Annotated in this window: 18 protein-coding genes; 1 reads left to right on the top strand and 17 read right to left on the bottom strand. The window is 49.0% G+C overall.

Annotated elements, in window-relative coordinates; translation table 11 throughout:
* From rsmB to GJQ69_RS05680, 16 genes are all read right to left on the bottom strand, one after another.
* Positions 1-1,335 carry a 16S rRNA (cytosine(967)-C(5))-methyltransferase RsmB gene (rsmB, locus tag GJQ69_RS05605; RefSeq protein WP_086035672.1) on the bottom strand — a complete coding sequence of 445 codons (1,335 nt, stop codon included), beginning with the start codon at positions 1,333-1,335 and terminating at the stop codon, positions 1-3.
* The gene (locus tag GJQ69_RS05610) at positions 1,332-2,039 is read right to left on the bottom strand and encodes a zinc metallopeptidase (protein ID WP_086035671.1); all 708 of its coding nucleotides are present in this window, start codon (positions 2,037-2,039) and stop codon (positions 1,332-1,334) included. Before GJQ69_RS05610 ends, rsmB begins: the two co-directional genes overlap by 4 nt.
* 14 nt (positions 2,040-2,053) lie before the next feature.
* Positions 2,054-2,974, bottom strand: a complete 921-nt coding sequence (gene fmt, locus GJQ69_RS05615) for a methionyl-tRNA formyltransferase (protein WP_086035670.1) — start codon at positions 2,972-2,974, stop codon at positions 2,054-2,056.
* Positions 2,975-3,042: 68 nt separating this feature from the next.
* Positions 3,043-3,510, bottom strand: a complete 468-nt coding sequence (def, locus tag GJQ69_RS05620) for a peptide deformylase (protein WP_086035669.1) — start codon at positions 3,508-3,510, stop codon at positions 3,043-3,045.
* Positions 3,511-3,609: 99 nt separating this feature from the next.
* Entirely contained in the window at positions 3,610-6,060 is a 2,451-nt protein-coding gene (gene priA, locus GJQ69_RS05625; protein ID WP_236849653.1) for a replication restart helicase PriA, read from the bottom strand.
* A 22-nt stretch (positions 6,061-6,082) separates the two neighbouring features.
* Positions 6,083-6,418 carry a DNA-directed RNA polymerase subunit omega gene (locus GJQ69_RS05630; RefSeq protein ID WP_086035667.1) on the bottom strand — a complete coding sequence of 112 codons (336 nt, stop codon included), beginning with the start codon at positions 6,416-6,418 and terminating at the stop codon, positions 6,083-6,085.
* Complete coding sequence (gene gmk / locus GJQ69_RS05635) at positions 6,411-7,019, bottom strand: guanylate kinase (RefSeq protein ID WP_174193215.1); 609 nt, start codon at positions 7,017-7,019, stop codon at positions 6,411-6,413. Before gmk ends, GJQ69_RS05630 begins: the two co-directional genes overlap by 8 nt.
* The gene (gene remA, locus GJQ69_RS05640) at positions 7,012-7,290 is read right to left on the bottom strand and encodes an extracellular matrix/biofilm regulator RemA (RefSeq protein WP_086035665.1); all 279 of its coding nucleotides are present in this window, start codon (positions 7,288-7,290) and stop codon (positions 7,012-7,014) included. The genes gmk and remA overlap by 8 nt, the downstream gene beginning before the upstream one ends.
* A gap of 39 nt (positions 7,291-7,329) precedes the next feature.
* The gene (locus tag GJQ69_RS05645; protein WP_086035664.1) at positions 7,330-8,208 is read right to left on the bottom strand and encodes a YicC/YloC family endoribonuclease; all 879 of its coding nucleotides are present in this window, start codon (positions 8,206-8,208) and stop codon (positions 7,330-7,332) included.
* 178 nt (positions 8,209-8,386) lie between these two features.
* A complete protein-coding gene (locus GJQ69_RS05650) occupies positions 8,387-9,163 on the bottom strand; it encodes a pseudouridine synthase (RefSeq protein WP_086035663.1) in 777 nt (258 codons plus the stop codon).
* A 42-nt stretch (positions 9,164-9,205) separates the two neighbouring features.
* Positions 9,206-10,267 carry a serine hydrolase gene (locus tag GJQ69_RS05655; RefSeq protein WP_174193216.1) on the bottom strand — a complete coding sequence of 354 codons (1,062 nt, stop codon included), beginning with the start codon at positions 10,265-10,267 and terminating at the stop codon, positions 9,206-9,208.
* Between the two features lie 183 nt (positions 10,268-10,450).
* Positions 10,451-10,891, bottom strand: coding sequence for a GerW family sporulation protein (ytfJ, locus tag GJQ69_RS05660; protein ID WP_086035661.1), 441 nt, complete (start codon positions 10,889-10,891; stop codon positions 10,451-10,453).
* Positions 10,866-11,543 (bottom strand): DUF2953 domain-containing protein, encoded by a 678-nt coding sequence (locus GJQ69_RS05665; protein ID WP_086035660.1) that lies wholly within the window; start codon positions 11,541-11,543, stop codon positions 10,866-10,868. The genes ytfJ and GJQ69_RS05665 overlap by 26 nt, the downstream gene beginning before the upstream one ends.
* Positions 11,540-12,112 (bottom strand): SMC-Scp complex subunit ScpB, encoded by a 573-nt coding sequence (gene scpB / locus GJQ69_RS05670; RefSeq protein WP_086035659.1) that lies wholly within the window; start codon positions 12,110-12,112, stop codon positions 11,540-11,542. Before scpB ends, GJQ69_RS05665 begins: the two co-directional genes overlap by 4 nt.
* Entirely contained in the window at positions 12,094-12,819 is a 726-nt protein-coding gene (locus GJQ69_RS05675) for a segregation and condensation protein A (protein ID WP_174193218.1), read from the bottom strand. The genes scpB and GJQ69_RS05675 overlap by 19 nt, the downstream gene beginning before the upstream one ends.
* A 14-nt stretch (positions 12,820-12,833) precedes the next feature.
* A complete protein-coding gene (locus GJQ69_RS05680) occupies positions 12,834-13,553 on the bottom strand; it encodes a site-2 protease family protein (protein WP_086035657.1) in 720 nt (239 codons plus the stop codon).
* A gap of 203 nt (positions 13,554-13,756) precedes the next feature.
* Between GJQ69_RS05680 and rpmB the strand changes: the two genes are divergently transcribed.
* Entirely contained in the window at positions 13,757-13,945 is a 189-nt protein-coding gene (gene rpmB / locus GJQ69_RS05685) for a 50S ribosomal protein L28 (protein ID WP_086035656.1), read from the top strand.
* A 138-nt stretch (positions 13,946-14,083) separates the two neighbouring features.
* Here rpmB and plsY read toward each other — a convergent pair whose 3' ends face one another.
* Positions 14,084-14,773: a glycerol-3-phosphate 1-O-acyltransferase PlsY gene (gene plsY / locus GJQ69_RS05690; RefSeq protein ID WP_174193220.1), complete on the bottom strand. Its 690-nt coding sequence runs from the start codon at positions 14,771-14,773 to the stop codon at positions 14,084-14,086.
* Positions 14,774-14,781: the final 8 nt, after the last annotated feature.

Here is a 14,781-nt window from a genome sequence, read left to right on the forward strand (position 1 = left end):
TTATGCTTCCTTCCTGAATACGCTGATAAAGAATCCATCTGTATGATTGGTCTGCGGAAACAGTGTCAGCTGATTGTCCGGTTCTGAAATTGTACGCAAAACGCCTTTTGACAGACACAGTGACACACCCCTAAAGTCAAGATGCTCCCGCAGAAAGCGGCCAGCGTTCCCGCCGTTTTCCATAGGATTTAAGGTACAGGTGGAATACAGTAAAGTACCTCCCTGACGCACAAGCGCTGCGGACTTACACAGAATACGGTACTGCAAATCTGGCAGGCTGTCAATAGTTTCCCTTGATTTATAACGGATTTCGGGCTTCCTGCGCAAGATTCCATAGCCGGAACATGGTACATCACACAATACCCGGTCCGCTGGCGGCAAAGGAGTGCAATCCCCCACGGCGTCCCGCATGGCAGCTGTCACACAGCAAATTCCCAGCCGGTCGGCCCCTTTACGTATCAGCCCGACTTTTCCGCGGTATTGGTCAAACGCGTGAATCTCGCCGGTATCCCGCATCAGCTGCGCAATGGTAAATGTTTTGCCTCCGGGAGCTGCACATACATCATAAATATGTTCCCCCGGCTGTGCCCCCAGAAGGTGGCAGCACAGCTGACTCGCCAAGTCCTGTATATGGAAAAGCCCCTTTTGAAAACATCCATTCTGTGCAATAGAACCTGTGTGTGTCAATTCCAGTGCATCTGGCAGCCACGAAATTTTCTTTGCAGTAATACCTTCTTCCTGCAGGGCATCTATCAGCGCATCACTGCTGGTTTTCAAGGTGTTCACCCGCGCGTATAGAGGCGGGCGGGAAAAGCTGTCCTGCAGCATGGCTTCTACAGTAGCTGTGCCATATGTCTTCTCCCATCGCTCTATCAGCCATTCCGGACAAGAATAACGGACGGACATTTGCTGCAGGCGGCTGCCCTGCTGCGGCGGAAATGGTGTTTTTTCTTTTTGACGCAGCAGGTTTCGCAGCAATCCATTGACAAACCCGGCCGCTTTTTCTTTACCGGCTTCCTTTGTCAGGAAAACCGCTTCATTGACTGCTGCACTGTCTGGAATACGGTCCATATAATAAATTTGATAGGCCGCCATGCGCAGAATATCTTTGACCGCTATATTCAGTTTATCTTTCGGATTTCGCAGATACGGCCGTAGGGCAGCATCCAATGTGATGCGGCGTTCCAACGTCCCATAGAACAAAGCGGACGTCAGTGCTTTGTCACGCGGCGCAAGCTCCGAAGAACGCAGCGCTTTGTCCAGCACTAAGTTGGAATACCCCTCATTTTCATCTACGCGCAAAAGTGCTTTCAGTGCAACTTCCCGTGCATTCAATTATCATCGCTCCTCCGGCCACTGGCAATCATCAGCAGCCTGACAAGCTGCAGCAGTGCTGTAAAAGATGCCGCAACATAGGTCATAGCGGCTGCAGAAAGTACCTTTCTGGCCCCATTTAATTCATCTGATGTTAAAAGATTTGTTTCGTCAAGGGAACGCAGTGCGCGAGCACTCGCGTTAAACTCCACCGGCAGTGTCACCAACTGAAAAAGCACTGCTATACTGAACAGAAGGATGCCCAAGTTGACGACAAAACTGTACTGGACCGGTAAAATCAGCCCAATAAAAATAAGCGGAAAAGAAAGACGGGATGCAAACTGTGTTGCCGGTACAATCGCTGTACGAATGCGGTTCGGCAGATATCCCTGTGCTGTCTGTATGCTGTGACCTGCCTCATGGGCAGCTACACCGACTGCACTAATGGAAGCACTGTCATATACGTCCTGCGAAAGGCTGATAGTATTGTTGCGCGGGTCAAAGTTATCCGTAAGGCTGCCGCCGATGCGGCGAATCTGCAGTCCCCTGACACCTCCGTAATAAGCAACCGTTTCAGCTGCCTGTGCACCAGTACAGCCACGCAGGCAGTGCACCCTGCTGTACCGACGAAAGGTAGACTGTACTTTCATCTGTGCAAAAGCAGTCAGCAAAATTGCTGGCAGCATCCATAAAAAATAAGTGTAATTATAGTAGTAAAAACCCATCGGCATTTCTCCTTTCAGCAAGGCAGCACAGCACCCTCCGGCACAGGATGTCCCCGCAGAAAATCAACAGCAGACATACGCTTTTTGCCTGCCAGCTGTACCTCTGTTACCTGCAGCGCCGTCCCCTCTCCACAGCAGACGGTCAAATCGCTGTCCACGGTGCCGGGCTGCTGGCCCGCCTGTTTTGGTTTCACAACACGAGCAGCAAGAATTTTCAGCTGTCGGCCGCCATAAGTGGTAGAGGCTGTTGGCCACGGATTCAACCCGCAAATCCAGCTGTGAATCTGGCTGGCTGTGTGGCTCCAGTCAATCGGACTCATGGATTTGTCCAGCATGGAAGCATAAGCTGTAGTTGCTTTTCCCTGCGGGCGAGGCTGAATAGCATCTAGTTCTGCCAGTGTGCGCACTAAAAGATGCGCCCCCAGCGCTGATAGACGGTCATGCAGCTGCCCCGCGGTTTCTTCCGCCCCGATTGGCGTTTTTTCCTGCAAAAGAATATCGCCGGTGTCCAGCCCCTCTGCCATATACATGGTTGTCACACCGGTTTCCTTATCTCCATTCAGCACAGACCACTGAATGGGCGCTGCCCCACGGTAAGCCGGCAGCAACGATGCATGCACATTGATACACCCCTTTGGCGGAATCTCTAATATTTCTTTAGGCAGAAGTTTTCCGTAAGCAACCACAAGCACTGCCTCTGGTGCCAGCTGCCGCAGCTGCGCTGCCGCTTCCGGTGTACGCAGTGTTTTCGGCTGAAAAACCGGAATACCGGATTTTTGCGCCAGAACCTTCACCGGCGGCGGTGTCAGGGTATATTTGCGACCTTTCGGCTTATCCGGCTGTGTATATACGCCGCACACTGTATGTCCAGCATCCAGCAGTGCCTGCAGACAGGGCACCGCAAAATCCGGTGTCCCCATAAAAACCAAACGCATTTTGTTCACCAATCCTGATAGGAGTTTATTTCCGTTTCGATAAAATATACATTACTGGGACATTCATTTCATTTTTTCAGTTCTTCATCTGTCAGGAAATGTTCAACATGTGAAAGGAACACAATGCCGTTCAGGTGGTCAATCTCGTGACAACAGGCAAGTGCAAGCATTTCTGTGCCGTCCAATTCAAAGAAAGTGCCATCACGGCGCTGTGCACGTACTTTGACATGATTCGGACGATGTGTAACGCCCCAGCGGTTTGGGAAAGACAGGCAGCCTTCTACACACTGCTGTTCCCCTTCCTGCAACAGGAATTCCGGGTTAATCAGTTCTACACGTCCGTCACCGACATCAATGACCACAATGCGGCGCAGAATGCCTACCTGTGGTGCAGCCAGGCCAACGCCGTTTGCACGTTTCATGGTTTCATACATATCATCCAAAATCTGGCCTAGGTGATCATCGAATTTTTCCACCGGACGGCAGACAGTCTTTAAACAAGGGTCATTTCCTGTACGAATATTACGAATTGCCATTGCAATTCCTCCTTATGTTTTTAATTTCAGCAGGACTTTATCAATATCAATAAGATTATAAACGGAATTCATTTCTTTTTTATGAATAAAACCGCACATCTACAGAATGCTGTCCGGATTGATGTCCGCAAAAGCGGTAACCCCTTTGGTATCTTTCCGTTTGGAAAAGGCAACCAACAAACATGCGATCATTTTCCGGAACAAAAGGCTGTTCCGGCACTTTATCAGAAGCTTATAGCGGTACCGCCCATCCATACGGACAATACGTGCCGGAGAAGGACGCAGCACCCGAAGCGGCAGCTTCCCATATTCACTGGCCGCCAGCTTTCGCAGCATCTGCAGAAAAATACTGCTGCCGCCGCGGACGCGCGCTTCCTCACTTCCGACAAAACCGACCACACACAAATCGGCAAACGGTGGATACAGCATCCATTTGCGCAGCGGCAGCTCCTGTTCATAAAAAGCGGGGTAATCCTGTTTGGCTGCCAGCGCAAATACTGGATTTTCCGGTGTATAGGTCTGCAGATACGCTCTGCCGTGCAGACGGCCCCGGCCAGCTCGTCCAACAACCTGCGTCAGTAAATCAAATGTCCGCTCAGAACTGCGAAAATCGTCATTGTACAGGGAGCCATCCGCATTCAGTACACCGACCACCGTCACGTTTTCAAAATCAAGGCCTTTTGCGACCATTTGGGTTCCAATCATAAGGTTGTACTTGCCGTTTGCAAAGGCATGCAGCTTGTCCTCATATGCATAACGAGACATGGCTGCATCCGCATCCATACGCAGAACACGCGCTTGCGGCAGAAGCTTTTTCAGTTCTTCTTCCGCTTTTTGTGTGCCGGAGCCGCGATACTGCAAATGCGTTCCGTGACAGGCCGGACATTCCATCGTCATAGGGACAGAATAACCACAGTAGTGGCACATCAGACGATGGTTGGCCGCATGGTAAGTCAAGGAAATGCTGCAGTTGGGGCACGTCATTACATGACCGCAGTCCGGACAGACCACAAAGGTATGATACCCGCGGCGATTCAGCAGCAAAATGGCCTGCTGTCCATCGCACAGTGTCTCCTGCACAGCTTCCAAAAGCGGGCGGCTTAAAATAGAAGCATTGCCGTTCTGCAGTTCTGCATTCATATCACAGACATGTACTTCCGGCATCTGTGCCGGACCATAGCGTTCCGGAAGAATCTCTAAATCTATTTTTCCCGTTTTCGCCGCATAATAAGTTTCTACACTGGGCGTTGCAGAAGTCAGCAACAAAAGTGCATGATGGTACCGGCACCGAAACCACGCCACTTCTTTTGCATGATAACGTGGGGAACTTTCCGACTGATAAGCAGATTCCTGTTCTTCGTCCACAACAATAAGTCCAATATGGTCTAATGGCGCAAAAACCGCAGAGCGCGTGCCAACAACCACCGTGGCTTCCCCCCTGCGCACACGTTTCCACTCGTCCATACGTTCACCGACAGAAAGGCCACTGTGAAAAACAGCCATTTTCTTTCCATAACGCTGCCGAAAAATGCGAACCATCTGCGGTGTCAGGGAAATTTCCGGCACCATTAGCAGTGCCGTACGGCCCGCCTCTAAGGCTTTGTCTATCAGGCAGAGATACACGCTGGTTTTCCCACTGCCTGTCACACCGTACAAAAGCGCGGCTGACGCATCTCCTTTGCAGGAAAGCTGATATAGGTGTGTAAAGGCTGTTTCCTGTGCGGGGGAAAGATGAATCGGCGTTTGTTCACCTGCTGCAATTCCATTTTTCGAATATGGAATGCGATATTGCTCCTGCTCGTATGTTTCACAAACGCCGTGAGCTTCCATGTTCTCAATAACGACCGGTGTAACACCTGTAAAATAACAAATTTCTTTGACAGACGCGCACCCGACGTCCTGCAAGACCTTAAAAACTTCCTTCTGCCGCGGTGTAAGGCGAAACTGTTGCGGCAGCTCGGCACACAGCCGTACCATCTTCTTGAAAGCGTCTCCCATGCGGCGAACCGGATTGCGTGTACAGGACAAAATGCCCGCTTCACACAAACGGTCGGGCACATTGGAATCCGGCGGCAAGCCCGCACATTTCAGCAGCTTTTTTCGTTCAACTGCCGCATGATTTGCAAGCTGTGCGACTACAATCTGTTCGTCCGGCAAAAGGCGCTGCACCTCTGCCGGACGAACGTCTGGTGCCAGTGTATAAAAACGGCGCAGCTGGTAGGTAAGTCCTACAGGCAGCAGCAATCGTACCGCTTCAAACAGTGTACAAAAGCAGCGCTGTTTCAGCCACGGTACCAAAAAAAGCATTTCATGCGAAAGAAGCGGTGCTTCATCCAGCACCGCTCTTATATATTTCAGCTTTTTGCCGCTGTCCAATTCCTCGGCGGAGGACAGAATCATGCCCTGGCGCAGGCGGCTGCCTGCGCCAAAAGGGACCAAGACGCGGCACCCTGGCACTGCCTGGCCGGTAAGAGAGTCCGGCACTGCATAGTCAAAGTCTTTATCAAAATGATACACTGTTTTTTCCACAGCGACTTTGACAACCTGCATTTGCCTTATCTCCCTCTTACTTCTATTCTTCAGGCTGTTCTGCGTTTTCCTCGTTCCACGCTTCGGAGCTCACCTTTGCATTTTCTTCAGCCGCGGCGATTTCAGCATTGCGCTGTTCTTCCAGCTGCTGCACCTTTGCCTCGTCCGCTTCTTCATCCTCATTGCGGTTGGATTCCACAATATGATATTTATGCTCTGTCAGTTCCTGAACAGCTATTTCGACCGGCTGCTCATCCAAAACGATGTGGTTTTTTTCCGCTTCTTCTGCAATTTCACGAGCACGCTTGGAAACGCCCACGCATAGTGCATAACGGCTCTGGCCCGGTTCTGTCAAAAGATCTGCAATCGGTTTAATCATGATTCAGCACCCTTTCTATCAGCGCCTGATTCCGGCTTGTTTTGTGTTTTTCTGCAGTGACGATTGCTGCAAGGTTCTCCGCCGCTTTTTCTACGGTATCATTTACCACCGCATAATCGTACTCTGCAGCCTTTGGAATTTCCCGTCTGGCTGCTGTCAAACGGTTTTCCACAACTTCTTCTGCTTCCGTTCCACGGCCCCTCAGACGCTCTCCCAGTACTTGAATGGATGGCGGCAGAATAAAGACACCGACGCTTTCCGGCAGCAGACGGCGAATCTGTGCACCGCCCTGCACCTCTATGTCCAGAAAAACGTCTTTGCCGTCTTTCAGGGCTTTTTCAATCGGTGCACGCGGTGTTCCGTAACAGTTACCACAGTACTCCGCACTTTCCAACAACTCATTATTCTGCTTCATCTGCATAAATTTTTCTCTGGATACAAAATAATACTCACGGCCGTCCTGCTCACCCGGACGGGGCTTGCGCGTAGTAGCAGAAACTGAGAATTGGGCTTCCGGGTGCTTTGCAAAGTAGGCGCTTAAAACCGTACCCTTTCCTGTTCCGGAAGGACCGGAAAAAACGATCAGCAGTCCTTTACTCATTGTTTTCACCCAGCTCCTCTTCATCCATATCGTTCTCTTTGCAGTTCAGCCGGTTTGCAACTGTTTCCGGCTGAACTGCAGACAAAATGACATGCTCGCTGTCCATAATAATCACTGCACGCGTGCGGCGGCCGTAAGTCGCATCAATCAGCGTACCCCGTTCTTTTGCGTCCTGAATAATGCGCTTGATAGGCGCAGACTCCGGACTGACAATAGCGACCAGACGGTTTGCGGAAACCATGTTTCCAAAACCGATATTGATCAACCTCATAAAGTCTTTATTCCCCCTGTTTTTCAGGATAGAAAATATTTATTCAATATTCTGAATCTGTTCCCGGATTTTTTCAATTTCCGCCTTGATGTCCACCACCAGATAGGCGATTTGTGTATCAGTGCACTTGGAACCGATGGTATTGGCTTCCCGGTTCATTTCCTGCACCAGAAAATCCAGCTTGCGGCCTACTGGACCGTCAGATTCCAGCATAGCACAAAACTGAGAAAGGTGACTGCGCAGCCGAACGGTTTCTTCATCCACCGCGACTTTGTCAGCAAAAATAGCCGCTTCCGTCACGATGCGCTGCTCGTCAACCGTCTGGTCCTGCAGCACTTCCTGCAAACGCGCCTGCAGTCGTCTGCGATATGCTTCCACTGTCTCCGGCGAACGCTGTTCAACTTTCTCCACTATTTTCAGAATGTCGTGTGCACGTGAAGCAACATCCTCTTTCATCTTTTGGCCCTCTGCTAAACGCATTTGTGCAAAAGAATCCATCGCATGGTCCAGCGTTTTCTGAACATCTGTCCAAACTTCCTCTTCATTTTCCGGCTCATGAAAGACTGTAAAAATGCCATCAAAATGTGCGAGGTCCGAGACCGAAAGGTCATTTTTTAGGCCATAGGTGCTGCAAAGGTCTTTCATCGCGGCAATATACCCTGCAGCAACGCCGTGATTGACGGAAATCTGTACATTTGCGTCCTCTACCGGCTCTATCAGCACCATAGCATCCACTTTGCCGCGGGAAATGCGGCTTTGCAGATAAGTACGAATTCTATCCTCCAAAAAGCCATATCCACGGCTAATGCGTGCGGAAAATTCAAAATAGCGGTGATTGACTGACTTTACTTCTGCTTGAATATGCCGACCATTGATAATAGCTTCATATCTTCCATAGCCGGTCATGCTCTTTATCAAAAAACCATCTCGTTTTCTTTATTCACTTCTGTTCACATACTTTATTATTGTATCAGATAAGTCCCCCGCTTGTCAATAAAAGGCCGTCTGGGAGGTCATTTTATCGCATAAACAGAAAAACAAATGTACCTGTTGGATGGTTTTTGCATATGCCGCTTTTTGAAAGGATACATCTGGTTCAGCGCCTGCTGTTATGGGGACGCGGCGCAGAAGTACTGTCGGACTGCCTGTCCGCCTTTGCCGCCGCATTCAGCTGATTTATTTCCTGTGCTGTTAATTCCCGATAATCACCCGGCTGAAGCATTCCCAAACGCAGCGGACCAATCGCCGTGCGCTTTAGACGCGCTACCTCCAGCCCCAATGCTTCGCACATCTTGCGGATTTGCCGGTTGCGCCCTTCATGCAGGATGATTTCCAGTACGACGCGCCCCTGCTCCTGCTTTAGGACGCGCACCTGTGCCGGCGCCGTACGGCGGCCGTCAATAACGATTCCAACGGCCATCTGTGTCAGCTGTTCCTCAGTAATGCTGGGATGAACCGTAACACGGTACGTTTTCGGCACATGACGGGAGGGATGCGTCATAGCATTTGCAAAAGCACCGTCGTTGGTCATCAGGAGCAATCCTTCGCTTTCCCGATCCAGCCGGCCGACCGGATAAACACGTTCCGGAATATCTTTGACCAAATCAGCAACGCATTTTCTTCCCTTTTCGTCCGACATGGTTGTAATAAAGCCGCGCGGCTTGTGAAGCAGCAAATAAACATTCGGTGTGTGCGTCTTTAGAAGCCGGCCCTTAACCGTAATTTTGTCGTGTTTTGGGTCCGCTTTGTCGCCCACCTGCACCGGCTGGTCATTTACCCGTACATCACCGGCGGCGATCATTTCCTCCGCTTTTCTGCGGGAAGCAACGCCTGCGTCCGCCAGTATTTTCTGCAGTCTGATTTTTTCTGCCATTTTTCATCCTCGTTTTATCTATAAAATTCAATTCATCAGTTTTTAGGAAGCAAATAGGGACTCTGCCAAGGAACTAAAGAAAGAGCAGATTTTTTGCCAAACGCTGCTTTCCTGTGGTGGTGCGGCAGATTCTTTCTGGGCTGTCAATACGGTTTGGGCTACTACTTTGCCCCCATAGCAGTACTGAACAGTGCCAACCGGTTCCTCTTTATCCAATGGTGCATACAAGAAATGAGGGAGCTGTACGCTGCGGTTCAAATTGGCATCTTTGGGGATAACGACTGTGCTGCCCGCCATGCCATGGACCTGCACTGCTTCCTTACTTCCGCCTACCAGCGGCAATGAAACAGAGTAGGCACTGTCATCAATTGGGACCGATCTCAGCTGCGAAAATCCATAATCAAGCATAATCTGATGGTCTTTCCAGTCATCCGGTGCGGAAAGTGTAACAGCCACCAATCGAACGCCATTGCGCTGTGCACAGCTGACAAAGCAGCGGCCTGCTTTCTTCGTAAAGCCTGTTTTCACTCCTATGCAGCCATTATACATAGACAATAGCTTGTTGTGATTGGTAAACGTCTGTGTACAGTCAGGCTGCACAAAATGCACCTGTATGGTTTTCTGCGCTGTAATCGCCGCAAATGATGCATTCTTCATCGCTGCACAAGCAAGTTTTGCCATATCCTCTGCAGTGGAATAATGCTGGCTGTCATCCAACCCAGAAGGGGTAGCGAAATGCGTATTGGTCATTTTCAGCTCTTGTGCACGCTGATTCATTTTTTGTACAAATGCTGCTGGGCTGCCAGCCAACGCATAGGCCGCTGCTGTGGCGGCGTCGTTGCCGGAAGTGCTGAGCATACCGGCCGCCAGTCCACTGAGAGAAAGACGGTCACCTGCGCGCAACCCCATGGAGGAGCCCTCCACCCGTACCATATCGGCTGTAATGTCAACCACACGGTCCTTGCAGGAAGCTGTTTCCAGTGTCAGCAGTGCCGTCATAATCTTTGTCGTACTGGCCATGGGACGTTTCTGTGCGGCATTTTTGGCCCACAGCACACTGCCATCATCCGCATTGACCAAAATGGCCGACTGCGCTGAAACCACTGGAACAGCGTCCGCTGTTCTGGCTGAACAGACAACAGCGGTCCCACAAAAAATACAGAGTGCAAGAAAAAATGCTGCCCATTTTTTCCCGTCTTTTTTTATGTAACGAATACCTTCTCCCCCCTTAATAAAACAAAACAACCACCTGCCCAAAATACCTATATGCAGGCGGTTGTAAAAAGATTATTTCTGCGGCTGTGTTTCGGTATTTTCCTGCTTTGCCGCCGCTTGTTCGTCTTTTTTCTTCTTTTTTCCGTTAATCATTTCATTTACTTTATCAACAATATCCGGAACCATACCAACAATGCGGTCCGTAGAAGAATTATACGGGTCAATCTGCAGCATCTTAACATTGCCGTTGGAAATTGTGAGAAACGCGACCGGACTAATGGAAACACCGGCACCAGCACCGCCACCAAAGAAATCTTTGTCGGGGTTTGCTTTACAGGCAAAATCAGAACCGCCAGAAGCAAAACCATAGCTGATTTTAGAAATGGGAATAATAATCGTCCCGTCCGGCGCCGTAATGGGGTCGCCGATGATTGTGTTAATATCCACCATCTGCCGGATATTTTGGAGCGTTGTGTCCATCATGCCTTCAATTGGATGGTTGCTGTCGCTCATTTTCTGCACCGCCTTTTCTATTTTGATTTTGTGTGTCACTGTTTATTTTAGCCGATTTCATAAGTTTCATGTATGCCATCAATGCACGTATAAGTGCAGTTATTAAAAAGACTACACGAATTTTGACATCAGCTGTACCTTGTATTTTTGTTTGGATACCGTGAAAACTGGGAACAACCGCCACTTCAAACGCACGGCATCGCATGGCCTGCGTTAAAACCGAAAAAGCAGGATAAACTGCCGCACAAACATAGCCATACTTAACCGCTGTCGTTGCAGCATCTCTTTCTGCAACGGATATATGCAGAGAAAGCTGTTTTGCCCGAATATGCCGAAACAGCGTTTTCAATGCGCCGCTGGCCATATCCGCCAGTCCTTTCAGCAAATGCAGTAAGCCAGACAGACCCCGCTCCCGATAAGCTTTGTGGAAAATATTCTCTTTTTTCTGCTTTGGCTTCTCCTCCTTTTTCGGAGAAGGCTGCTTCTTTTTTGCCTTTTTCTTCTCCTTTTGCGGTAAAAGCGTATAAGAGAAAAAAAGATAAGAGATTTTCATATGCAGTGTATCATAATAAGAAAAACGCAGACGCACCGATGCCATGGAAAGCAGGAAAAAAACAGCGTTCATTATCAAAAATACTTTTAAGAACGTCATGGCACCGCCTCCGACACCTGCGAAACAGAATCAGGAGTTGCTTCTGTTTCGCTCTTTTCGTCCTGTTTAAGCGGAGGGAGTTCATCTAATGAAGCAATTCCCATACACCGCAGAAAGTTAGAAGTTGTTCTGTAAAGCAGAGGACGGCCGGGCAATTCCAAACGGCCACATTCTTCTGCCAATCCTTTCTGGCAAAGGCTGTTCACCGTACTAGACGAATCAACTCCCCGAATCTGTTCAACAAATGCTTTTGTAACCGGCTGGTTATACGCGATAATTGCCAAGGCCTCCAGTGCTGCCTGTGAAAGCGGCGCATTGTGCCGAATATTAAGCAGGGCTCGAACCTGCCCAGCGAAAGGCGGTGCACTGCACATTTGGTAGCTGTCTTCCACGCGAATAATCTGTATTCCGCGGTTTGCTGTATTAAAAGCCATGCGGGTTTCTTCCGCTAGCTGTAAAGCTTTCTGTGGTGTTAGCCCCAACACTTCCGCAATTCGTTCCAGAGGAAGCGGCTCGCCGTTAGCAAACAGCATTGCCTGCAGCGCACCAGTCATGTCTTTGCATTCCATTTGTGTTCACCCACCTTCGTTAATTTCACAGTGGGGTTGTTCCCCTCGCCCTCTACACGCACACGTTTATCATGAATTAGTTCCAGTAAAGCGAGGAAAGTCGCCACAATTTCTGAACGATTCTGTTTACGGCGGAACAGTTCCTGATAGGCTGCCCGTCCTTTTTTCCACAAGCAGCGCATTACCCCAACCATTTGGGAGGCAACAGAAACGACTCGATGTGCCACTAATTTTGAGAAAGACTTTTGCGTTGGCGGCGGCATACGCCGGCCGGCAGCACCGTAATACGCTTTTTGCAGATTTTCCGGGTTAATTGGCCGGCGGTAAGTGAAGTCCGGTGCAACTGGTTCCGGTTCCCTTGTAAACGATGTATCCACCATAAGCGTACCGCCCAAAACTGCCGCCACTTTTTTGCATTCCTCATATTCCAGCAGCTGTCCCGAAAGCTGTGCACGCATGGTTTCAGCCTCTTCATGCTTTGGCAGAAGGTAAACTGTCTTCATATAAACAAGACGGGCCGCCATGTCCAGGAACTCGCTGGAAACATCCATATCTTTCTGCTGTGCAGCGTGGATATGGTCCATATACTGCTGCAGGACTTCTGCGATTGGAATGTCACAAATATTGAGTTTATTCTTGCGTATTAGATATAAGAGCAGGTCCAGTGGACCCTCAAAGGCGTCCAGTTTATAGGTTAGCTTTTCCATATTGTTTCCAAATATTACACACCCAACAGACGAAACGGCAGATTTGCCAAAGACATAATGCCAAAAGTGAACACACGCTGCAGAAAATTCAGCGGGACATCCAGTGCACCAATCAGAAGAAGCGCAAAAATACCGAACATAATATATTTTTCATACCGATAATATGCCATCATGGCCCGGTCACTTAAAAACATACCCAATATACGGGAACCATCCAGCGGCGGAATTGGCAGCAAGTTGAAGACCGCAAGGGAAATGTTGATGGTGGTGCAGGCACCGAAAAACAGCAGGAAAAACTGTACAATGCTGTTTTCCGGATACAGGCCATAAGTAACACTGCCGCCGCCTACCAGCAGAACGACATTAAAAAGGATACCGGAAGCCAGGGACGCCAACAAGTTGGCCAACGGGCCGGCAACAGCTGTCAATGCCATATCCTTTTTTGGGTTCTTAAAATAGCGCGGGTCGATTGGAACAGGCTTTGCCCAACCAAAGCCAAAAAGAATCAGAAACAGTGCACCAAAAGGGTCCAGACTCGCCAATGGGTTAAAAGTAAGGCGACCAGCATTTTCCGCCGTAGGGTCACCCAGTTTTTTGGCAGCCCAACCGTGCGCATATTCGTGAAACGGCAAAATGAAAATAATAATCAGGATGGAAGCCACAACATCAGCGAATGCGCTCATGGCATTGAAGCCCTGTCCCTGAATCATGGATTGAATAACATTAAATAGCATTTAAACTTTTCTCCTTTGTTCCATTCTGCCGGCACATGAGATATGCTTTATTATAATACGCCTGCCAATAAAATACAAGGCAAGTGCCGCCTACGCACAAATTCTAAAAAAGTCTTGCTTTTTAAAGGGAGTTCCTGTATAATATACTTTGTTATCGCAACATGCAAATATGCAAAAATCCTTTTAGAAGGAGGTGCAGACTCATGGCAAAGTGCGAAATCTGTGGCAAGGATCTTGCTTTCGGTATTCGAGTGTCCCATTCTCATCGTCGTTCCAACCGTACCTGGAAGCCAAACATCCGTCGTGTAAAAGCGATTGTTAACGGTTCTCCGAAGCGTATTTACGCCTGCACCCGCTGCCTGCGTTCCGGCAAGGTAAAACGAGCTATGTGAGAAATAAAGGAGCCTTCGGGCTTCTTTTTTTTATTGTTTTTTACTCTCAGGAACGTAAAAAGCACCGTATATGCTTTGCCCACAGCGGGCAGGCCATATACAGTGCTTTTTTATGTTTCGGTTTTAAAAGTCCTATTTTCAGTGGCTGCCATGGTGAAGAGAAAACTTTTTTTCTGTACCATGTATCAGCCGGCTGATATTTCCGCGGTGACGGATATCAATGCAGACTGAAAGAAAGCACAGAAGCAGCGTGGTAATCGTCATATACGTAAGAGAAACCTGCCCTGTACGGAAAAGCAGAAAATAGTTGAACATCCAGCCCCACAGCGGAAATGTACTGGCTGCAATAACCGAACCGAGCGAAACATATTTACTGATAATTGCAATAACCAAAAACAGTGAAAAATCGACAGCAATCAGCGGCGGATAAATCATCAGCAAAACCGCCGCGGTAGTCAGGACACCTTTTCCCCCACGGAATCCAAAATAAAAGGGAAACATATGTCCCAGCACACACGCAATACCGGCAATATAAACGCCGTAGCGGGCAAGCTCCGTTCCGCTGCCCAACAGTGCCACAAAAATCTGTATGCCTATAAAGCAGGACAAAATGCCTTTGCCGAAATCACAAAAAATCGTCAGCAGTCCCGGTTTGATACCCGCCGACCGCAGAACATTTGTCATACCGGCATTTCCGCTGCCCATGGTGCGGATATCCTTTTTCTCAAACATTTTTGTAAAGATGATAGAAAAAGAAATACTGCCCAGCAGGTAGCTGATAATTGCGGATAAGGCAATTGCAACAATAAAGTTTACAGGATACTGCATATTGGTTC

Origin of the sequence: Caproicibacterium lactatifermentans (assembly GCF_013315815.1) — a bacterium.
In the GTDB taxonomy this organism is placed as follows: Bacteria; Bacillota; Clostridia; order Oscillospirales; family Acutalibacteraceae; genus Caproicibacterium; species Caproicibacterium lactatifermentans.